Origin of the sequence: Nocardia anocheti, from assembly GCF_029675105.1 — a bacterium.
GTDB lineage: Bacteria > Actinomycetota > Actinomycetes > Mycobacteriales > Mycobacteriaceae > Nocardia.
On sequence record NZ_JAQQFV010000002.1, the window covers coordinates 46,129 to 66,921 of the forward strand.

22 protein-coding genes and 1 tRNA gene are annotated in these 20,793 nt (G+C 69.7%); 13 read left to right on the forward strand and 10 right to left on the reverse strand.

The annotated features are described in order from the left end of the window. Positions 1–38 precede the first annotated feature (38 nt). Both QC180_RS04175 and QC180_RS04180 read right to left on the reverse strand, forming a co-directional pair. Positions 39–911: a Bax inhibitor-1/YccA family protein gene (locus QC180_RS04175; protein WP_278261253.1), complete on the reverse strand. Its 873-nt coding sequence runs from the start codon at positions 909–911 to the stop codon at positions 39–41. Between the two features lie 147 nt (positions 912–1,058). After that, positions 1,059–2,207 (reverse strand): class I SAM-dependent methyltransferase, encoded by a 1,149-nt coding sequence (locus tag QC180_RS04180; RefSeq protein WP_278261254.1) that lies wholly within the window; start codon positions 2,205–2,207, stop codon positions 1,059–1,061. Between the two features lie 400 nt (positions 2,208–2,607). On the opposite strand from QC180_RS04180, the gene QC180_RS04185 reads away from it, so the two are divergent. The 7 genes from QC180_RS04185 (at position 2,608) to QC180_RS04215 (ending at position 7,599) form a co-directional block, all read left to right on the forward strand. After that, positions 2,608–3,210 (forward strand): AMIN-like domain-containing (lipo)protein, encoded by a 603-nt coding sequence (locus QC180_RS04185; RefSeq protein WP_278261255.1) that lies wholly within the window; start codon positions 2,608–2,610, stop codon positions 3,208–3,210. Between the two features lie 53 nt (positions 3,211–3,263). Next, positions 3,264–3,653 carry a DUF6153 family protein gene (locus tag QC180_RS04190; RefSeq protein ID WP_278261256.1) on the forward strand — a complete coding sequence of 130 codons (390 nt, stop codon included), beginning with the start codon at positions 3,264–3,266 and terminating at the stop codon, positions 3,651–3,653. 64 nt (positions 3,654–3,717) lie between these two features. Further along, positions 3,718–4,314 carry a DUF305 domain-containing protein gene (locus QC180_RS04195; protein WP_278261257.1) on the forward strand — a complete coding sequence of 199 codons (597 nt, stop codon included), beginning with the start codon at positions 3,718–3,720 and terminating at the stop codon, positions 4,312–4,314. 136 nt (positions 4,315–4,450) lie between these two features. After that, the gene (locus QC180_RS04200) at positions 4,451–4,990 is read left to right on the forward strand and encodes a hypothetical protein (RefSeq protein ID WP_278261258.1); all 540 of its coding nucleotides are present in this window, start codon (positions 4,451–4,453) and stop codon (positions 4,988–4,990) included. Positions 4,991–5,077: 87 nt separating this feature from the next. After that, positions 5,078–6,385, forward strand: coding sequence for a serine hydrolase domain-containing protein (locus QC180_RS04205; protein WP_278261259.1), 1,308 nt, complete (start codon positions 5,078–5,080; stop codon positions 6,383–6,385). Positions 6,386–6,481: 96 nt separating this feature from the next. Continuing rightward, positions 6,482–7,219, forward strand: coding sequence for a GntR family transcriptional regulator (locus QC180_RS04210; protein ID WP_278261260.1), 738 nt, complete (start codon positions 6,482–6,484; stop codon positions 7,217–7,219). Positions 7,220–7,305: 86 nt separating this feature from the next. Next, positions 7,306–7,599 carry a hypothetical protein gene (locus tag QC180_RS04215; RefSeq protein WP_278261261.1) on the forward strand — a complete coding sequence of 98 codons (294 nt, stop codon included), beginning with the start codon at positions 7,306–7,308 and terminating at the stop codon, positions 7,597–7,599. 41 nt (positions 7,600–7,640) lie between these two features. Here QC180_RS04215 and QC180_RS04220 read toward each other — a convergent pair whose 3' ends face one another. The 3 genes from QC180_RS04220 to QC180_RS04230 are packed head-to-tail and all read right to left on the reverse strand — an operon-like array spanning position 7,641 to position 11,396. Continuing rightward, positions 7,641–9,224, reverse strand: a complete 1,584-nt coding sequence (locus tag QC180_RS04220) for a GMC oxidoreductase (RefSeq protein ID WP_278261262.1) — start codon at positions 9,222–9,224, stop codon at positions 7,641–7,643. Between the two features lie 49 nt (positions 9,225–9,273). After that, positions 9,274–9,873: a DUF305 domain-containing protein gene (locus QC180_RS04225; protein ID WP_278261263.1), complete on the reverse strand. Its 600-nt coding sequence runs from the start codon at positions 9,871–9,873 to the stop codon at positions 9,274–9,276. Beyond that, positions 9,870–11,396: an LVIVD repeat-containing protein gene (locus QC180_RS04230; protein WP_278261264.1), complete on the reverse strand. Its 1,527-nt coding sequence runs from the start codon at positions 11,394–11,396 to the stop codon at positions 9,870–9,872. The genes QC180_RS04225 and QC180_RS04230 overlap by 4 nt, the downstream gene beginning before the upstream one ends. 123 nt (positions 11,397–11,519) lie before the next feature. Between QC180_RS04230 and QC180_RS04235 the strand changes: the two genes are divergently transcribed. After that, a complete protein-coding gene (locus QC180_RS04235; RefSeq protein ID WP_278261265.1) occupies positions 11,520–12,098 on the forward strand; it encodes a TetR/AcrR family transcriptional regulator in 579 nt (192 codons plus the stop codon). 87 nt (positions 12,099–12,185) lie between these two features. Here QC180_RS04235 and QC180_RS04240 read toward each other — a convergent pair whose 3' ends face one another. Further along, entirely contained in the window at positions 12,186–12,632 is a 447-nt protein-coding gene (locus tag QC180_RS04240) for an SRPBCC family protein (RefSeq protein WP_278261266.1), read from the reverse strand. 163 nt (positions 12,633–12,795) lie between these two features. Here QC180_RS04240 and QC180_RS04245 point away from each other — a divergent pair, with 163 nt between their 5' ends. From QC180_RS04245 to QC180_RS04255, 3 genes are all read left to right on the forward strand, one after another. After that, positions 12,796–14,283, forward strand: a complete 1,488-nt coding sequence (locus QC180_RS04245; protein WP_278261267.1) for a peptide MFS transporter — start codon at positions 12,796–12,798, stop codon at positions 14,281–14,283. Positions 14,284–14,333: 50 nt separating this feature from the next. Beyond that, a complete protein-coding gene (locus QC180_RS04250) occupies positions 14,334–15,845 on the forward strand; it encodes an APC family permease (protein WP_278261268.1) in 1,512 nt (503 codons plus the stop codon). Positions 15,846–15,961: 116 nt separating this feature from the next. Beyond that, positions 15,962–16,035, forward strand: a tRNA-Leu gene (locus QC180_RS04255). Positions 16,036–16,151: 116 nt separating this feature from the next. Here the strand turns inward: QC180_RS04255 and QC180_RS04260 are convergent. Continuing rightward, a complete protein-coding gene (locus QC180_RS04260) occupies positions 16,152–16,559 on the reverse strand; it encodes a hypothetical protein (RefSeq protein WP_278261269.1) in 408 nt (135 codons plus the stop codon). A 130-nt stretch (positions 16,560–16,689) separates the two neighbouring features. Here QC180_RS04260 and QC180_RS04265 point away from each other — a divergent pair, with 130 nt between their 5' ends. Continuing rightward, positions 16,690–17,931, forward strand: coding sequence for a hypothetical protein (locus tag QC180_RS04265; protein ID WP_278261270.1), 1,242 nt, complete (start codon positions 16,690–16,692; stop codon positions 17,929–17,931). Positions 17,932–18,003: 72 nt separating this feature from the next. On the opposite strand, the gene QC180_RS04270 is transcribed toward QC180_RS04265, so the two are convergent. The 3 genes from QC180_RS04270 to QC180_RS04280 form a co-directional block, all read right to left on the reverse strand. Beyond that, positions 18,004–18,219 (reverse strand): hypothetical protein, encoded by a 216-nt coding sequence (locus QC180_RS04270; protein WP_278261271.1) that lies wholly within the window; start codon positions 18,217–18,219, stop codon positions 18,004–18,006. A gap of 33 nt (positions 18,220–18,252) precedes the next feature. Continuing rightward, positions 18,253–18,408, reverse strand: a complete 156-nt coding sequence (locus QC180_RS04275) for a DUF6131 family protein (RefSeq protein ID WP_278261272.1) — start codon at positions 18,406–18,408, stop codon at positions 18,253–18,255. A gap of 95 nt (positions 18,409–18,503) precedes the next feature. Next, positions 18,504–19,775 (reverse strand): amidohydrolase family protein, encoded by a 1,272-nt coding sequence (locus QC180_RS04280; RefSeq protein ID WP_278261273.1) that lies wholly within the window; start codon positions 19,773–19,775, stop codon positions 18,504–18,506. A 151-nt stretch (positions 19,776–19,926) separates the two neighbouring features. Here QC180_RS04280 and sigJ point away from each other — a divergent pair, with 151 nt between their 5' ends. After that, positions 19,927–20,790, forward strand: coding sequence for an RNA polymerase sigma factor SigJ (sigJ, locus tag QC180_RS04285; protein ID WP_278261274.1), 864 nt, complete (start codon positions 19,927–19,929; stop codon positions 20,788–20,790). The last annotated feature ends 3 nt before the right edge of the window (positions 20,791–20,793 follow it).

Here is a 20,793-nt window from a genome sequence, read left to right on the forward strand (position 1 = left end):
ACCGGATTCCGGTGGGCCGCTCTTCTCTGTCTGCGCTATCAGTCGCGCTGGAAGTAGCTCAGCAGGCGCAGGATCTCGATGTAGAGCCAGACCAGGGTGACGGTCAGGCCGAGGGCGACACCCCAGGCGGCCTTCTCGGGGGCCTGGGCGCGGATCAGCTGATCGGCGGCGTCGAAGTCCAGCAGGAAGCTGAACGCGGCGATGGCGATGCAGACCAGGCTGAAGATGATCGCCAGCGCGCCACCGTCGCGCAGGCCGAAGCCGCCGTCGGTGAAGAAGCTCGCGATCAGGTTGCCGACCATCAGCACCAGCACGCCGACCATGGCACCGAGCAGCATGCGGGTGAAGCGCGGGGTGACCCGGATGGCGCCGGTCTTGTAGACCACCAGCATGCCGAAGAACACGCCGAAGGTGCCGAGCACCGCCTGGCCGATCAGGGCGCTACCGCCCACACCGCCGAAGGTGACGTCGGTGAACATCAGCGAGATGGCACCGAGGAACAGGCCCTCGAACGCCGCGTAGGACAGGACGATGGCGGGGTTGTCCATCTTGCGGCCGAAGCTGGCCACCATGACCAGCACGAAGCCGATCAGTCCGCCGCCGATGACGAACAGCGGGGCCAGTGAGGGGTTGGCCGAGGACAGCGCGAACGAGATGATCGCCGTGACCGTGAGCACCGCGAGGGTGATGCCGGTCTTGGTGACCACGTCGTCGATGGTCATGGCACGGGTGGCGGGGGCCTGCTGGAACTGCTGGCCGTACTGCTGCCCGTATTCGCCGTACTGCTGCTGTCCGTACTGCTGGTTGCCGAATTGGCCCGCGCCGGTCACGCCCGAACCGAAGTTCGCGTAACCGCCGACACCCTCCTGGCGGGGTAAGTTCTTGAACACCGGATTCGATGAGGTACGCACCGTGCGCCTTTCTTTGGAGACGAGTCGCTGTACAGCTCCAACTGCCCTGTTCAACGTGTCGCGATCGGACAAAGTTCCCAGCGGCGCGATGCGTGACCGCGCCACCGTCCGTTCGGACAAATCGGACTCTACCGCGTCGGCGCCGCCCTATCGTTGTACGTCGCGCAGACCACGGACAGACCGCGTCACCGTGAATTTCTGGTTCCGACCGATCACATCGGTGCGCCCGACCATCCGCTCGACCACGCCGCGATAGTTCAGGTGCGAGTTGTACACCGTCCACAGCTCCCCGCCGGGGCGCAGCACCCGACCGGTCTCGGCGAACATCTTGATCGCCGATCCGGTGTGCACGGCGGCACCGACATGGAACGGCGGATTGCACAGCACCAGGTCGGCGCTGTTGTCGGCGGCCGAGGACATCGCGTCGTCGCGCACCACGGTGACCCGGTCGGCCACGCCGTTGGCGGCCGCGGTGGCCCGGGCCGAGGCGACGGCGGCCGCGGACTGATCGGTACCCACCACCCGGATGTGCGGACGCGACTTGGCCAGCGCGACGGCGAGGATGCCGGTGCCACAGCCCAGGTCGATGGCCTCGCGCGCGTCGGGCTTCATCCGGTCGAGGTGTTCGAGCAAGAAGCGGGTGCCGATGTCCAGGCGCGGGCCGGAGAAGGCGGCGCCGTGGGCCACCACGTCACCGTCGATCTCGATGATGTGCTCGCGCACCGGGAACCGACTCGGGCCGACCGGCAGCGGTTCATTCACCACGAGCACCCGCGATTTCTGTCGCCCGCGTCCGGCGCGCACCTGTCCGAAGAACTCGCCGAGCACGCCGTTCATGGCCGGGGTGAGGTATTTGTCGCGGCCGCCCGCGAAGACCGTCACGTCCTCGGCGGCGTAGCGCGCGATCGACTCGGCGATCTCGGCCAGGCCGGGCAGCATGCGGGGCAGCCGCACCAGGACCACGCGGGCGCCGGTGAGCAGGTCGGCGTCGAGCCCATGGGCGGTGTAGCGGTCGGTGAGGCCGAGGTTCTTGGCGTTGCCCGCCAGCGCGGCCTCGCCGGTGAGCAGATCCTGGTGCACGCGCAGGCCGGTGAGGTCGTGACGGGTGGCCGCGCCCAGGGTGAGCGCGCCGTAGGCGTCGCCGATCACCGCAACCTCGCCGCTACCCGCCGCCGCCAGGGCGGTGTCGGCGGTGTCGAGGAGCAGGCGGTCGGCGGCGTCGACGGCATAGAGGTTCGGCGCCTCCACGTCGGGAAACCGGCGCAACCGGGTGAATACGTCCTCGACTCTGTCCACCCGACAAGTGTGCTAGATCGTTGCCCCACCGTCACATCCGACCCCGATATCGGTCGGTGGGCTTGCTCACAGGGCAGGGCGCCGATGGAATTCGATGAGCACGAACGGCTTCCATCGATTTGCGACACCCTTGCGGATGGGTGCGAATTGCCGAATGTCACGAATCCCGTTGTTCCCCAATGGTTCGACCGCTGTTCACCATGACGCGTCGACGATTCCGAACGCCTCCCACGCGGGCCTACCGCCAGCCCGGCGGGAACCGACCATCGAGTACGCGTCACTCCGGCCGTCACCGGAGATGTTCCGGCCCGCGCGGCCCCATCCAGCAAACTCACCGTAGACCGGACACACCGGGCCGTCTTCCCCCCACGGGAGCCCCCCGCGTGCTTACCATCGGCTCATGCGCAAGGTCGGAGTGTTCGTGCTGGTCGCCGGGATCGCGGCGGCCCTGACCGGCTGCGACACCGAGGACGCCCCCGCCGCCACGCCCGCGGTACCCGGCACCTCCACCACCGCCCCGACGAGCACCACCAGCACCTTCGTCGAACGCAGTGGCGAGGCCCCCACCGACAGCACCCCCAAATCCGGTCCGGCCTCTCCCGGCGCCGCGCTGACCGTCACCGATATCCGGATCGCCCACGAAGCGGGCTTCGACCGGGTGGTCTACACCCTGGGCGGCACCGGAACCCCGGGATGGCAGGTCGCCTACACCGACAGCGCGGTCCAGGACGGCAGCGGACGGCCCGTCGAGGTGGCGGGCGCGTCGATCCTCGAGGTCCGCATCCTCGGCTCGGCCTACCCGTTCGACTCCGTCGTCCCGCCGTACTCCGGGCCCGATCCGGTGACCGATCCCGCCGCGCCCGCCATCACCGGCGTCTACAAGTCGCTGGTCTACGAGGGCGTCACCCAGTCGTTCATCGGCATCGACGCCGGGTCGCCGCCGTTCGCGGTGACCGCGTTGGCCGACCCACCGCGCGTGGTCGTCGACATCGCCACCGGGTAGCACTACCCCTACCGCGTCGGGGTATCTCCGGACCGAGGGCTAGACTGGCCGCCGTGCACGATCAGCGTTCGCCGTCGCGGGGCCTGGCCAGGGCCCTCGCCGTGCTGATCCTGCTGACCGGCATCGTGGCCATGCACTCGGCCGTCTTCACCACCGCGCACGCCGAGCATCCGGCACCGGCCCACCACGCCGTCCTCACCGAGGACGCCCCGCCCGTCGACACCGACTGCGGCGCCGCGGGCTGCGCCGAACACGCCGGAATCCACGGCTGCGTCTTCGTCCTGGTCGCGCTCCTGGCGGCCCTCACGCTGACCCTGCTCTACCGCCTGGGTGACGGCGCCGCCCTCGTGCGTTCGGCGCTGCTGATCTGGCGGGGCAGGCGCGAGCGATCACCGCCGTGGACCGTCCTGACCCTGTCCCAACTGGCGATTCTGCGGATCTGACAGGTCGGCCGTCCCACGGCCCGCCCTGTTCGTTCCCACACCCGAATCCCCAGGAGGATCACCCATGTCCCTCACCCGTACCCGCGCACTGCTTCTCGTCGTCGCCACCACGGCCCTGTTCGCCACGGCCTGCGGTGACGACCTCGGCAGCGGCACCCCGACCACGGTCGCCCCGACCACCACCAGCTCCGCCGCGGCCAGCGCCGAATTCAACGACGCGGACGTCACCTTCCTCCAGATGATGTACCCGCACCACGCGCAGGCCGTCGAGATGGCCCAGCTGGTGCCGAGCCGCACCCAGAACGCGCAGCTCATCGCGCTGGCAGCGCAGGTCGAACAGGCACAGGCACCGGAGATGGCCCGGATCACCGAGTTGCTCACCGGGTTCGGGAAACCGGCCCCCAGCGCGGGTGGACACGGCGGTCACGACATGCCCGGCATGATGACCGAGGCCCAGATGAGCGCGCTCGAGGCCGCCCGCGACGCCGAGTTCGATCGGCAGTGGCTGGAACTGATGATCGAGCACCACCTGGGCGCGGTCGACATGGCCGAGACCGAGCTCGCGGGCGGAACCAACGCCGAGGCCCGCGCGCTGGCGACGAGCATCGTCGCTGATCAGCAGGCCGAGATCGACACCATGCGCGGCATGCTCGGCCGGTGACCCACCGACGCGGCGTCGGGGCACGACATCCCGGCGCCGCGTCTCGGTTGGTCATCGAATTGGCCCCCGCGAGCTGACGCCACGCCGGTACAGCCAGTACGGTCGAGAGGCACATCCTTGAGGGAGGAGAAGGACCATGCGGGTACTGGAACGAGTGGGCCTCGGCACCGCGCTCGCGGCGACCGCCACCGGAGTCATCCTGATCGGCGCCTGCTCGACGCAGGTACCGGGCAACCCGGAGGCGAACGTCACCGAGCTCGCCCAGTACACCTCCGAGGTGGCGGCGTCCTCGGCGGCGGCGGCATCGTCGAAGGCGGCCCAGATCCAGGCGGCCAACGACACCGCCTGCGACGGCCTGCGCGCGGCCAACAAGAGCTCGGTCGCCTCCTTCAACGCCTATATCGACGCCAGCAACAACCGGGCGCCCGACACCGACACCAAGGCCACCGAGGCGGTCACCACCCTGCGCAACAACGCCAAGGACCTCGACCGCAAGCTGACCCCCGACGTGATCTCGGATCTGTCGGGCCCGCTGGGCATCTACCGCGACCAGACCAACACCCTGGCCGACACTCTCGACCGCCGCGCCCCCACCGACGAACTCAACGGCGTGATCGACACCTTCAACGCGTCCAAGGACGACGCCATCGAGGTCTGCCAGCCGTACGGCAGCTGAGGCCGCGTAACAAGAACGTGACCGTTCACGATTCCCTCCCGGAGACTTCAACGGGAGGGTTTCGTGTACGGCTATCTGAAACATGTTGTGGCAGCGGCGGTCACCGCGCTGGCGCTCACCTCGGGAGTGCTGCTGCCCGGCACGGCGCAGGCCGACCCGACCAGCCCGGCACGGTGCGAGGTGAGCTCGGGACGCTCCCCGCAGACCTCGACGCCCGCCGCGGTCGGGCTCGACCCGGACGGCGTCGCCGCGGCGATGGACCTGGCGATCGACCCCACGCGCTTCAACATCCAGCTCTACCGCAACAACTGCCTGATCGCGGGCAGCCCCACCAACGCCGAATCCGGTGGGGTGGCGTGGAACCTGTGGAGCGGCACCAAGAGCGTGGTGGCGCTGGTGGCCGGGCTCGCCGTCGACGAGGGCCTGCTGAAGATCGACGAACCGATCGGCACCTACCTGCCCGCCGGTCTCGGTGACGACGCGCACCGCGCGATCACCGTGCGCAATCTGCTCACCGAGTCCTCCGGGATGGAGGTGGCCGTGGCCGCCGAGGGCGCGACCGGGCTGGCCCAGCTCGACCCCAATGTCGTGGCCCAGGCCCTGGCCATGCCGATCGAACGTCCGCAGGGCACCATGTTCCGCTACAGCCAGCGCGCGGTGGACCTGCTGGTCTACGTGATCCAGCAGTCCGTCGGCGAGGACTTCCAGAGCTTCGCCCAGCGCGAACTGTTCGACCCGCTTGGCATCGCGCGCACGGACTACTACTGGGCCCGCGACCGCGCCGGGAACACCTACGGCCACGCGCATCTGGTGCTGCCTCCCGACGACTTCGCCAAACTCGGTCTGCTGGTGGGCAATCGGGGCAGCTGGAACGACCGGCAGGTGATCTCCGCGGACTACATGCGCCAGGCGCTCTCGCCCTCGGCGAGCATGCCGTGCTACGGCTTCCTGTTCGTCATCAACGGCGAGCCGTGCCGCCTGGAGTTCCCCGGCCTGCCGCTGGACGCGGTGAAGATGTCGGGCATGCTGCGCAACGACAGCTACATCGTGCCCAGCCTCGGACTCGTGCTGAACTGGACCGGCATCGCGACCCCCGGCGCGTCCTCGAACTACACCCACAGCGTGATGCGCGCGCTGATCAATTCCTTCCGCGACCCGGTGCTGCCGGACCCCGGTGAGTACCAGCAGGCCCCGGATGTGAGCGTCACCGATCCGATGATCGCGCGCCCCGACGCCTTCTTCGGCACCCTCGGCGTGGGCCCCTACGCCTACCCCGGCTGCAACTTCCTGGACTGCCTGGGCGAGACCCCCAAGGCCCCGTTCGCCGACGCGCCCCCCGGATGCCTCATCCTGGGGTGTATCGGCACCGATCCGCGCACGCCCGGCATCCGCTGACGGGCCCTGGGCGGGCGGGCGCCGGTCGCGTATTCTGAACCGGCCGGACATGACCAGTCAGTACCGGCATGCCGATCAGGGGAAGGAGCCGCCCCCATGCCCGCACCGCTGCGCGACAGCGCGGTGCCCAAGCACGAGCAACTGCGCGCGATCCTGCTGCAGAAGTGCACGCGGGAGCTCCAGCCGGGCGACCTGATGACCAGCGAACGCAATCTCATGCAGGACTACGGCGTCAGCCGGATCACGGTGCGTGAGGCGATCGGTCAGCTGGTCAACGAGGGTTATCTGGTGCGGGTGCGCGGCAAGGGCACCTTCGTCGCGCACCGACCGGTGCAGTCGCGGCTGCACCTGGCCTCGTTCACCGAGGAGATGCGCGCGCTGGGTCACCACCCCACCACGCTGGTGCTCGTCGCCGAGGAGGACATCGCCCCCGAGGCCACCGCCCGCGCGCTGCGGCTGCCGCAGGGCGCGCGCGCCTATCACGTGCGCAGACTGCGGCTGGCCGACGAGGACCCGGTCAGCGTGGACGACGCCTGGTTCAATCCCGAACTCGTCCCCGGCCTGATCGCGCACGACCTGACCGGTTCGATCTACCGGACCACCGCCGAGCGCTACGGCCGACCGATCGAGCGCGCGGTGCAGACCGTCGACGCCCAGGGCGCCGAGTCCGGGGTCGCGGCGCTGCTCGGCGTCAAGAAGGGTTCCCCCGTCCTGCATTTCGACCGGGTGTCCTTCAGCGCGGAGGTGCCGATCGAGCACACGCACAGCTGGTACCGGTCGGATCGGTACCGGGTGCAGATGGAAGTGGGGCAGCGCGGGTCCGCGTCGACCTAGTCCGACCAGGTCGATCTGGTGTGAAATCCACATATTTCAGTTACCGTCTGGGTGCTATCACAGCGAAGTGCTCGGAGGTATCACCCGTGTCCGTATCCACATCCCTCACCCGGGCGGGCGTGCTGACCACGCTCGCCGCGGCCGCCCTGCTCGCCACCGGCGGCGCCGCCCATGCCGCAGGCGGCGCCGATTGGGACCTCTTCCCGTCCGGTTCGGTCGAAGTCGGCCCGCCGACCGGCAGCGGCGCCGGGTCGGTCGACGCCGACCTGGGCAGCAGCACCGGCTCCTTCGACGCCGACCTCGGCTCGGGCGCGCCCCGCCCCAACACCGGCTCCGGCCTGCTGCCCTGGTTCCTGCCGATCCCCGGCTCGGCGGGCTGAGCCACGGTCCGGCGCGCCCACTCCCGGCGCGCCGGAACCCCTCAGATGATGGTGCCCACGTCGGTGCGGACCAGATTGTCCAGCGCCCGCTCGGCGACGGCGGCGATCGTCATCGACGGATTGCAGGCGGCGGTATTGCCCGGCATGAGCGCCCCGTCGAGCACATAGAGCCCGCGCTGACCGAGCACGCGTCCGTCCAGATCGCACACGGTGCCCATGTTCGCCCCACCCAGCGGATGCCAGGTCGACGGGAAGGCGAGATTGGTGTCCAGGAGCGTGCTGCCCGGTCCGGCGATGCGCCGCACGGCGGGGTCGATATGGCCCTCCTGGATGACCCGGTCGCCGTCACCGGGCCAACGCAGGGTCGCGGTGTCGCTGCCCGATTCGTAGACGAACTCGCCGCGCCCGTCGCTGACGCCGTAGCCGACGAGCATGGTCGACCCCGCGTCCAGCGACACCGGCGGAATCGACGCCTGGATGACGGTGAACGCGTGCTGCGGATCGTCCCAGTTCTTGCTGCCGTACACCACCGGCCCGCCCTGGGCCGCACCGAATCCGGCGGCCGGGTCGTGCCACACGTAGATGCGGTCGGCATTGGTGCCCCAGCCTCGGCCGAGTTCGTCGGGCAGGTCGGTGATCTGACCCCTGGCCGCCGCCCGCACCAGCAGCCGGGTGGTGTTGAGGCTGCCCGCGGCCAGCACCAAGGTGCCGGTGGTGATGATCTTGGTCTCCTGGACGGTGCCGGTGAGGTCGACCCGGTCGACGTGCACCACCCAGCGGCCGTCGGCGGCGCGTTCCAGCTCGGTCACCTCGTGCAGCGTCTGCACCTCGACGAGCCCGGTCGCCTCGGCGGCGGCCACATAGGTGACGTCGACGGAGTGCTTGCCGCCGTTGTTCACCCCCATCGCCCCGTCCCCGTTGGTGTAGGACGGCGCCATCTCCCCGCGCAGTTCCGCCAGCGCGTAGTTCCAGTCGATCGGCATCGGAATCTTCGACAGCGGATACCCCTCGGCCCGCACCCGATCGGCGAAAATCCTCGCCGCCGCGTAGTTCTCGGTCTCGATGAGTTCATCGGGAGCGGTCGCCAGGCCGAGCATGCGCGCCACGCGCGGATAGTGCACCCGGTCCATCAGCCCCCAGTCCAGCCCGGCCGGGAAGTGCGCCTCGAACACCTCGCGCGTGGGTTGCAGCGACATGCCCTGGTAGATCAGCGATCCGCCGCCGAGTCCCGCCGCGCACAGCGCCGTCATGCCCGCGCCCGGAACCGCCTCCACCAGACCGGTATACGGTTCGAACAGCATCGGCCGACCGAACAGCATCGGATCGGAACGATGCCAGAGGATGCGCTTGTCTGGCTGGGTGGCGTGCGGGAAGGTCTGCGCGTTCGGCCCGGTGGCCCAACGCCTTCCGCGTTCGAGCAGCAGCACCGGCACGCCCGCTTCCGCCAGCCGCAGGGCGGTGACCCCGCCCCCGAAGCCGGACCCGATCACCACCACGCGCCGGTCCTCGCGGGTGAGTGGGACGACGCCCGTGCGCGGACGGGCACCGGCACGCGGGCTGACGGCCAGGCCCAGGCCCAGCGCGGCGGCACCGGTCAGCAGTGACCGGCGAGTGAATGTCGACATGGCACAACAACCTTCATCAGGGAACGGGCCAGCGGCCCAGTGGTTTCGATCAGCTCGCGCGCTGGGCGAGCAACATTCCGAGCAGTCCGGCCTCGCGGCCCTGGCCGGTGATCATGTCGCGGGCGGCCCGCTTCACCTCACCGTCGACCAGCAGACCGTCCGCGGCGGCGGCCATCCGCAACCCGCCGTAGTGGTGGCGTTGCATGAGGCGCAGGAACGGCACCTCGGCGGCGGTACCGCGCGCGGCGGACAACTCGTCGAGTTCGGCGGCGGTCGCCATGCCCGTGTCGTGCGACTCGGGCGCGTGGTGGGCCGAGGGCATCCACGACATGGGCGCGGCATTGGTCACCGGCGCGTCGGCCAGGCGCAGCCAGCCCAGCAGCATGCCCAGTTCGGTGCGCTGCGCGTCGGCGATCTGGGTCGCCAGTGCCAGCACGCCCGGCCCGGCGTCGGGGTCGAGACGCTGGACCAGCACGAGGGCCTGACTGTGGTGGGCCACCATGTCCTGGACGAAGCCGATCTCGGTCTGGGTCAGCACCGGCGCGGGCGCGGCGGTGGAGATCAGCGGCCGCAGCGCCGCGCCCATGGCGAGCAGTAGCACGGCCAGCGCGGCCTGCGCGAGCAGCCGGAACACGCGGGGCGCCTTCATGATCCGGTGGTCGATCGCTGATCGTCCGGTGGCGTGTACACGGTGGGCGCGAGTTCCATCGCGAGGAATCCGTTGTCGGCGCAGGCCGTCCACAGCTGGTTGCCGCGCCACTCCGGCGGCGCGAAGCACCAGTCGGTGGACAGGTCACCGAAAGCCAGTGTGCCGGTGCGGGAGCTGAGCGCCTGCGCGGGATCGAACTGTCCGGACAGGATGGTCTGGGCCAGTGTGGGCGCGGCCAGCAGCGGCGGGCCGATGATCGAGGCCAGCGCGTGCGGGGAGTTCCACAGCTCGGCGTTCTCGCCGGTGCGGGCGGGCGGGTTGAAGTAGGCGATCTCGCGGATGTCACCGGGGTCGCGCACGTCGAAGACCCGAATACCCGACGAGGTCCAGCTGCACGCCAGCGCGGTGGGATCGACCGGGCGGTCGGCGGCGCAGTAGTGCGCGTCGTAGGCGAACAGCGAGCCGCCCGAGGCGGAGGCGACCATGCTGTCCTGATGCTCGGGCAGATTGATCGCGAGTTCGATCGCCCCGACCTGACGCGGATGCCGGTCGTCGGAGACGTCGATGAGTTTCACCCCGCCCGACCCGGCCTCGTCCACGGCGAACACGTGCGGCGTCCCGCCGTAGCTGACCGGCACCGCGTGCTGGGTCGCCCAGCCGTCGGTCCACGGCATGTCGGCGAGCTCGTGCACCCGCGGGTCGCTGTCGCGGCGCTGTACCGCGCTCACGTCGAGGATCTTCAGCCCGCCCATATTGTTGGCCAGATACATCCGATCGCCGTCGGGCGCGAATCCGAAACCGTGCATGGACAATCCGGGAATCCCCTGCCAGATCACCCGTGGCCGCGCGGGATCGGTGAGGTCCACCGCGCTGAGCAGCCCGGGCGCGACACCCGAACTCCAGTAGGTGAATCCGTCGGGCGAGAAACCCCCTTCGTGCGCGGTGATGGGCAGCGGCAGGGCGAGATCGGAGCCGGGGCCGGGGTTGAGCAGGCGCGGATGGGCGCAGTCGGAGATGTCGTAGACCGACAGCAGCCCCGCCCCGGTCAGCGCCGGAACACCGGTGCCCACCAGCAGTTTCCGGGCCGCGTTGACCTTGAGGCTCTCCCAGGTCCCCGCCAACATGGCCGGTTCGGTGAGCGTCGCGGTGTGCGCGGGCGCGGCCGGATCGCTGACGTCGAGCACCCGCACCCCCTGTTCCGGGCCGAGCAGGTTGCCGGGGAAGAAGGTGCCGATGTAGGCGCAGTGCTCGAAGGTGACCGAGGTGATGCCGCCGCCCCGACCCGGGGACGTGCCGAGCAGGCGGATATTGCAGTGGTAGCCCGCGCGACTGCGGCCGCTGTCGCGGTCGGCGGCGGGGACGTCACCCTGGAGGCCGGGTTCGGGAAGGGAGCCGGGCAGGCAGTCGGCGGTGCGAACGGGCGAGTCGGCGGCCGCGGGCACGGCGGCGGCGAGCGGGATCGTCAGCAGCGCGGCGGCGAGGACGCCGCACCGGCGGACGGTGCGCGAGAACGAGGAAGTCATGGAGTTGTCGTCGACCCCGGACGGGGCCGCCTTTCGCTAGGAGATGCGCGGTGACGGACGGGGCGTGCACCGACCCCGTCCTGCGGTAACAGTGTTACCGCTGCGCGACGCTACCATTCACTCGTGGGAAAGGGACCAGATTCGGACGCTTCGGCCAAGATCATCGCGGCGGTCCTGGATCTACTGGACGCCGAAGGCTACGAAGCCGTCCAACTGCGCGCGGTAGCGGCGCGCGCGCACGTGTCGCTGGCCAAGATCTACCGGCTCTTCCCCACCAGGGACGAGCTGATCATCGCCGCGCTCGAACAGTGGATGCAGGTGAACACCTACGCCGAGGTCACCGTGCCGGGCCCGGAGGAATCCGTGCGCGACTGCCTCAATCGCGTGCTGCGCACCGTCTTCGAGCCGTGGGAACGCAACCCCCGGATGCTCGAGGCCTACCACTACGCGCGCACCGGCCCCGGCGGCGAACGTCTCGACAGCCAGGGCCTGGCCGCCGTCCTCCCCGCCGCGGCGGTCGCCCTGCGCGATATCGACCCCGGCTACCTGCACGATCTGGGGCTGATCCTGGGCAATATGGTGCTCGCGCTGATCGGCCGCTTCGCCACCGGCGCGCTGCCGAGCACCGAGATCCTGCCGACGCTGGAACGCACCGTCTACCGATTGACCGCCGACAACACCGTCGACGCCGCGCGGCGCTGACCCCTTCCCGCACAGCGTCTTCCGGGGTTTGCGGCGCGAATGCCACGTCCGAATTCCGCGCACCCGAACGAGCCGCGTCGGGACCGTTCAGGAATGGCGTGCCCGCGCCCTGATCACATTCGCCAGCCGATCCAGCGATTCCTGATTGCGCATCGCGAAGACGAGATCCTGGGCCGGTCCCGGCACGAAACGCGCGGGCCCACGCACCGCCCGTTCGATCATCCGGATGGTGGTCTGCCCGGGCACCGCCTCGGTGAGCGTCAGCTCGATCGCGGCCGAGCCGACCGACCACAGCCGTGCCTCCAGCTCCAGCCGATACGGTCGATCGATCGCGCGCACCACCGTGGTGTCGCTGATCAGCACCGGCCACAGGCCGAACCGGTAGTGGATGCGGCTGCCGACGGCGGGCCAGCCCGGGTCCACCTCGCCGATGTGGGAGGCCCCCACCACCCAGCTGGCGTAGAGCGAGCCGTCGGCCAGGGCCGCGAAGGCCTGCTCCGGCGGCACCGGCACGGTCACCTCGGCTGTCAGCACGTCTGATCTTCCTCGTCCGTCGCGGGAGTCCGGCCTCTCCAGGGTAATTCGTCGCGGCGGGCGTCGCCGGGTGAGATTTCCGCGCGCGCCCCGTACGGCACGCCGAATCGCGAAGATGCGGGAAAATTGCTGTACCCCGTTCGGACGTGGGATCGTTTTCCACATGTCCACGGAAGAAACCCGGCTCGGCGACCAGCCCGACCCGGCCGACGCGGCTGCCGAACACACCCTGTTCGGGCATCCGATCGGGTTGACCAACCTCTTCGGAGTCGAGCTGTGGGAGCGTTTCTCCTTCTACGGCATGCTCACCATCCTGGGCTACTACCTCTACTACTCCACCACCGACGGCGGACTCGGCCTGGATCAGGGCACCGCGCTGGGCATCGTCGGCGCCTACGGCGGCCTGGTCTACCTGTCCACGGTGCTCGGCGGCTGGATTGCCGACCGGGTGCTGGGTATGGAACGCACCGTGTTCTACGGCGGCGTGGTGGTGATGGCGGGCCACATCGCGCTGGCCGTGCTACCCGGACTGAGCGGCGTCGGCGTCGGTCTGGTGCTCGTCGCGCTGGGCAGCGGCGCGCTCAAAGCCAACGCGTCCTCGCTGCTGGGCACCCTCTACGCCCCCGCCGACGCGCGCGTGGACGGCGGCTTCACGCTGTTCTATCTCGGTATCAACATCGGCGCCTTCACCGGCCCGTTGCTCACCGGCCTGCTCCAGCGCGAGTGGGGTTTCCACGCCGGTTTCGCCGCCGCCGCGGTCGGCATGGCGCTGGGCCTGACCCAGTACGTGGTCTTCCGCCGCAACCTGGGCACCCACGGTCGCGAGGTCGCCAATCCCATCACCCGCCGCGAGCTGACCCCGGTGCTGATCGGGGTCGCGGTCGCCGCCGTGGTGGTGGTGATCGCCATCGTCGTCGGGCTGATCACCCTGGACAACCTCTCCGATGTCACCACCGGCGTCATCGTGGTGGCCTCGATCGTCTACTTCGCGGTCATGCTCACCAGCCCCAAGGTGGCCCCGATCGAACGCACCAGGGTGCGCGCGTTCATCCCGCTGTTCATCGCCAACGCGGTGTTCTGGTCGCTGTTCCAGCAGATGTTCACCATGCTCGCGGTCTACTCCGACGAGCGCATCGACTGGCGCATCTTCGGCTGGGAGGCCCCCGCGAGCTGGATCGGCTCGGTCGAGCCGGTCTGGATCATCGCGCTCTCGCCGCTGTTCGCGCTCATGTGGACCAAGCTGGGCAACCGGGCGCCGAGCACCCCGATCAAGTTCGCGCTCGGCGTGATCGGCATGGGCATCGCGTTCTGGCTGTTCGCGCTGCTGTCTGGCTTCGAGGGCAAGACGGTGCCGGTGCTGGCGGTCTTCGCCATCCTGGGCGGCTTCGCGATCTCGGAACTGCTGCTCTCCCCGATCGGCCTGGCCGTCACCACGCATCTGGCGCCCCAGGCGTTCCGCTCGCAGATGATGGCGCTGTATTTCTTCTCGGTCGGTATCGGCACCTCGATGGCGGGCACGCTGGCGCGCTACTACAGCCCCGACAACGAGACCGCGTACTTCGGCATCAGCGGCGCCGCCGCCATCGCGGCGGGCCTGGTCGTCGTGGCCATCGCCCCCTGGATCAAACGGCACATGCAGGGCGTGCACTGACCCGGCCCGGGTATTCCACGAAGACGTTCTGTACGAGAAGGAGAAACACCGTGTCGACACCGGAAGCCACCCCAGGAGCGCGCCGGACATCCGGCCGCGGGAGCGGATTGTTCCGCACCAAATCCGTGGAGCAATCCATTCTCGACACCGACGACCCCGATTCCCGGTTGCGCAAGGACCTCACCGCCTGGGACCTCACGATCTTCGGTGTCGCCGTCGTCGTCGGCGCGGGTATCTTCACCCTCACCGCGCGCACCGCGGGCAATGTGGCCGGGCCGTCGGTGTCGCTGGCGTTCGTCTTCGCCGCCATCGCGTGTGGCCTCACCGCGGTCTGTTACGCCGAGTTCGCCTCGACGGTGCCGGTCGCGGGCAGCGCCTACACCTACTCCTACGCCACCTTCGGTGAACTGGTCGCCTGGATCATCGGCTGGGACCTGATCCTGGAATTCGCGCTGGCCGCCTCGGTGGTCGCCAAGGGCTGGTCGCAGTACCTGGGCACCGTGTTCGGCTTCGAATCCGCCACCGTGCAGTGGGGTTCGGTGACCTTCGACTGGGGCGCGGTGACGCTGCTGGCCGTGCTCGGCGTGCTGCTGGCCATCGGCACCAAGGTGTCCTCGCGGGTCTCGGCGATCGCGGTGGCGATCAAGCTCGGCGTCATCGCGCTGGTGCTGGTGCTGGGCCTCACCTACTTCAAGGCGTCCAACCTCAGCCCCTACATCCCGCCGTCACAGCCCGCCGAGGACGGCGCCAGCGGCCTGCACCAGTCGCTGTTCTCCTTCGTCACCGGCGCGGGCGACAGCAACTTCGGGTGGTACGGCCTGCTCGCCGCGGCCAGCCTGGTGTTCTTCGCGTTCATCGGTTTCGACGTGGTCGCCACCGCCGCCGAGGAGACCAAGAACCCGCAGAAGGCGGTGCCGCGCGGCATCCTCGGCTCGCTGCTCATCGTCACCGTGCTCTACGTGGCCGTCACCCTGGTGCTCACCGGCATGGTGCCCTACACCGACCTCGCCGGTGACAACGCCACCCTCGCCACCGCCTTCGCCATCCACGGCGTGGACTGGGCCAAGAACGTCATCTCGATCGGCGCCCTGGCCGGTCTGACCACCGTGGTGATGGTGCTGTTCCTCGGCCAGACCCGCGTGCTGTTCGCCATGTCGCGCGACGGTCTGCTGCCGCGCTGGCTGGCCCACACCGGCTCGCGCGGCACCCCGGTGCGCCTGACCGCCATCGTCGGCGTGATCTGCTGCGTGTTGGCCGGTTTCGTCGATTTCGGCACCCTGGAAGAGATGGTGAACATCGGCACCCTGTTCGCCTTCGTGCTGGTCTCCATCGGCGTCATCGTGCTGCGCCGCACCCGCCCCGACCTGCCCCGCGGCTTCCGCGTCCCCTGGGTCCCGTTCGTCCCCATCCTGGCCGTCCTGGCCTGCCTGTGGCTCATGGTCAACCTCTCGGTCGACACCTGGCTGCGCTTCATCATCTGGATGGCCCTGGGCTTCGTGGTCTACTTCGCCTACGGCCGCCGCCACTCCGTCCTCGGCAAATCCACCCCCGACATCACCTGACCAGCACTTCGAGACAGCCCGGCCGCCCCGGCGTGCTCCCCCGCGACACGCCGGTCCGACCGAGAAAACCGACACGATTCCGGTACACCCGTACGAGTCGCTAGGCTGTCCCGGACGCCCCTATAGCCCAATTGGCAGAGGCAGCGGACTTAAAATCCGCCAAGTCAGGGTTCGAGTCCCTGTGGGGGCACTCCATCGGCGCGGGTCGATGACCTACCGCGCCGACTTCGCAGGTCAACCGACCTGCTCAGTCCGCGGGGAGTCCGCAGGTCGCGGCCCGGCATCCGTCGGCGCCCGGCCGTAACCTCAGGTCATCCAGCGGCCGGTCGAGCGGCTGGTCGTCAGGGCGAGGATGGTGCCGAACACGACGGTGGCGCACGCTGCCCAGGGCCTGGTTGCCGGAGTTCCTGCCACTGCGAGCGAGAGTGCGCTGAAGGTCGCGATGCCGGTGAACACCGCGACGATCCATCGGCCTACCCGCTGACGGAACATCATCGCCACCGAACCGGCCAACCAGATCATGATCGGCACCTCGAGCACCACCGCCACCGCGATACTCGTCCCGGACCGATCACCGACCGCGTCCTCGAGACTGCCGATGACAGCGGCGACCAGGAACGCCAGCACCGCGCACGCACCGGCGGCTACCGCCGACAGGATCGCCGCGGTCTTCGCGGCGGCGCCGGACGCGGCCATGTCCCCCTGACGTGTCATCTCCTCATCCCACCACAGCGACACCTACGGGCGAGATTCCGAATCTCGCCGTGGTGGGGCTATGTTGATCCGGCGACCGGCCGTGTGTGTGGACCGGTGGGTTCTTCGACTCGGTGGCGAAGGGATCGACATGGGCTCGGTGGTGGCCTGGATCGTGCGGACGGGGTGTGTGCTGGCCTTGGTGCTGGCGGGGCTCGGGGTGGGTGGGAGCGCTTCGGCGGGTCCGCCGGATTCGCCGGTGTGCGCGTGGCGGTTCATGTCGAACAGCACGGTGTTGAATGTGGCGTTCCCCGATGCGAATTCGACGTATTGGCTGATGCCGTACGCGTTGGGGGCCGGGGATTCGATCGAGTTGTCGGGGACGTACGCGGCGGCGCGGTACTTCTCGCTGAACACCTACGGAACCGATCTGGATACGGTCGACACCCTCAGGGATGACCAGATCGTGCCCGATCCGGGCAGTGCCAATCCGTTCGTGGACGCCGCTGCCGCCTCGCTGCCCGCGGACCAGAAGAAGTGGCATGCCACGTTGGTGAACGGGCCCGCCGATCACAGCCGCAATCAGTTGCGGGCGGTGGCGAGTGGGCAGGGGTCGCCGATCGGGTTCGTGATCGTGCGGGTGTATGTGCCGGACGATCCGTCCTCGCTCAGCGGTGGGGTTCCGCTGCCGGAGGTGACGCTCAGAATCGCGGGCGCCGAGGTCCCCGCCCAGCCGTGCGCGCAGCCCTTCGACCCGTCCACCTATACCGGCCCGGTGGCCGACGTCGCCAAGGACGCGTTCGATCGTGTGATCGCCGGTGCCGCCTCGGGCGCCTTCCCGGGCAACACCCCGGAGGCCGTCTTCAACAACCCGGCCAGCACCTCGGGCCTGTTCCCGAACGGCGACAACAAGTACGTCGGCACCCGCCTGAGTCATCAGCCGGGCCGACTGGTGGTGGTACGCGGCAAGGCACCGACCTTCCCGGACACCCGCGCGGGCCAGTCCCCCACCGACGCGACCCAGGTCCGCTACTGGTCGATGTGTCAGAACGACCTGCGCTCCCCCTACCCGGCCGTGGCCTGCGCCGCCGACTTCCAGACCGCCCTGGACGGCTCCGGCTACTACACCTACGTCCTCGGCGCGCCCGAGGATCTGCCGCGAGATCTCGACCCGACCGTCACGGTGATCCCCTGGGGCAGCACCGATGTGGACAAGGTCCTGTTCCTGCGCAATATGATCCCGAGCCCCGCCTTCTATCCGAATTCGATTCAGGCGTCGCAGGATTCGGGCAGCGACCCGGCCACGACGATGGGGCCGTACTACCCGAACACCGCCTACTGCGGCGCCGACACGTTCAGCACCGGCGGCGCCGCGGCATGCTTCGGGGAATGAGACGCGAACGCCCGCCGACGCCACGACCACCCGAGGGTTCGGGTCGCGGCGTCGACGGGCGGAGCGCGCGGGCTACTCGCTGGGGGCGGGTAGGTCGCAGTTGTCGACCTTCGGGTTGACTCCCAGGTAGTTGAGGGGGCCTGCGATCGTGGTCACCGCGAGGGTGCCCAGGGTGGCGCAGTTCTGGTCCCTGTCGGTGAAATAGCCGCGCTGAGCTGCGGCGATCACGCCGATGAGCAGCCAGACCAGCACGATGATCGACAGGATGCGGGTGGTATTGACCGGCATGATGTCCTCCTACGTGGTCAGGTCCGACCGCGGTCAGTAGTAGTGCCTACGGCCGCCGACCGGACGACCGACGGAACCCGCGAGGACGAGGACGAGCCCGATCACCAGCAGCACGACGCCGATGGTGCTGAGCAGCGAAATGCCGAAGACGACTCCGGCGATGAGGAGAATTGCGCCGAGAAGAATCATGGAACTCACCTGTTCGGTAACAACTTTCGCGACACGCCGGGTAGCGCGCCCCGTAACTGGCGTATGCCCGGTCGCGCCGAGCACAAACAGCTCCGTCAGGAAGTCCTTTTCTGCCGGACGCCGCGCCGCCAGACCTCGGCCAGGGACTGCGTCGCGGCGATATCTCGGGTCGGGTCGCCGTGGACGAGCAGCAGGTCCGCGCGCAGGCCCGGCGCGATCCGGCCGCGGTCACCGAGCCCGAAGTGCCGGGCAGGCAGGCTGGTCGCCGCGGCGAGCGCCTGGGTCGGTGACAATCCCGCTTCGGTGAGCAGGACCAGTTCGCGGTGCAGGCCCGAGCCGTGGGCGGGGGCGAACGGGGTCGCATCGGTGCCAGCGAGCAGCGGGACGCCCGCCTCGTGCAGCGCGCGGGCCACCCGCAGGGCGTTGGCGAAGGTGCCGTGGCCCGCGTGGTCGGCGGCGCGCTGCTGTTCGATGGCCTCGAAGTAGGCGAGGGTGCTGATGACGAACGCGCCCTGGTCGCGCACGCGGTCGATCAGGCGCCGGGTGGTGGCGTCGTCGGCGAGGTCTGCCCAGACGTGGCCGAATCCGTCGACTCCGGCGTCGAGGGCGATGGTCACTTCACGGGCGGTGATGGCGTGGGCGATGACGCGCAGTCCCTGGTCGTGCGCGGCGCGGGTGAGCGCGGTGACAGTCTCGGGACCGAGGGCGGGCAGCGCGGTGCCCTGGGTGGCGCCGTCGTCGATGACGATCTTGAAGTAGTCGGCGCCCTCGGCGACCCGGGCGGCGACGAAGGCGGCCGCGTCCTGCGGGCCCGCGACGGTGTCGAACGGCGCGGCGGCCCGCACCAGGTCGGGGCGCCCGCTGCTCGCCAGCGCGGACAGCAGCTGGCTGGGGTGCCCGTGCGGCGCGGTCGCGAGGGTGCCGGGGCTGCGCAGGTCGGCGAGGTCGTCGCGGGCGGCGGCGAGGCGGCGCTGCTCGGGCAGGATCCGCGGCGGGCAGAACATATCGAGTTCGGTGGTCACGCCATGGCGCAGGGCCTCGGCCAGGCTGCCCTCGAAGACGTGGGTGTGGGCGTCGATCAGGCCGGGCAGCAGGGTGTTGCCGATGCCGTCGATCTCGAGCTCGGCCGGGCCGTCCGCCGCGACGATCACCCCACCCTGGACGACGACCTCGGCCCGCTCGGTGACAGTGGTGCCGTCGAACACCCGCACGTCCCGGATGCGGGTTCGCGGTCCCGCGTCGGACGTGCCGCTGGAGCCGAGAAACTGTGCGCCCGTGGCGATCCCGGCGATGCCTACGCCGGTGGCGGCCGCCGCGCCGAGAAACCAGCGGCGGTCGCGTCCCTTGTTCTGTGGTGTCGTTGTCATGAGCGGTCTCCTCCTCGGGGATGGTCGTCAACGAAGAGGGCGCCGCGACCACGGCCTGTGACATCGCGCGGAGGTGATCCATCCCATGGCGCGCCGATGTCACGTTTCGTGGCCGCGATCACTCCAAGATGGAGACACCCGAGGAGGCACCATGACCGACAGCCCGACCACGCGCTATCTCGGCCACCGCGAACTGTTGTTCTCGATCGTCTACAACATGCTCGGCTCGGTCGCCGACACCGAGGACGTGCTCCAAGACGTCTGGCTCGCCTGGACGTCGAACAGCGAACGGCACGTGGACAATCCGCGTGCCTACCTGGTGCGGATCGCCATCAACGCGGCACTGGCCAGACGCGCCACGGTGCAGCGACGACGGGAAACTTATGTGGGCCAATGGCTTCCGGAACCACTGCTCACCGAACCGGATGCCGCCGAGCCGGTCCTGCGGACCGAGACGTTCTCGATGGCCCTGCTCGTCGTGCTGGAAACCTTGTCCCCGCTCGAACGCGCGACCTTCGTCCTGCACGAGGCATTCGCCTTCTCCCACACCGAGATCGCCGAGATGCTGGGCCGCTCCCCCGCCGCCGTGCGTCAGCTCGCCCATCGCGCCCGCGAGCACGTCCGCGCCCGGCGGCCACGGCACCCCACCGACGACCACACCCGCGCCGAGGTGACGCGGCGTTTCGTCGAGGCGGCGCTCGGCGGCGACCTCACCGCCCTGCTCGATGTCCTCGCCCCCGAGGTCACCCTGTGGACCGACGGCGGCGGCAAGGGCCCCGCCGTGAGCCTGCGCCCCGTGCGCGGTCGTGACCGCGTCGCCGCCCTGTTCAACGCCGTCGCGGCGGGTATCGACCAGCCCTACGACGTGCGCTACCGTCCCGTCAACGGCGACGCGTCCGCGTTGATCTTCGATACCGGCGCGCCGCTGGCGGCGATCATCGTGGAGGTGACCGACGGGCGCGTCCAGGGGATCTACGCGGTCACCAATCCCGACAAGCTCACCCACGTGGGCTGAGCG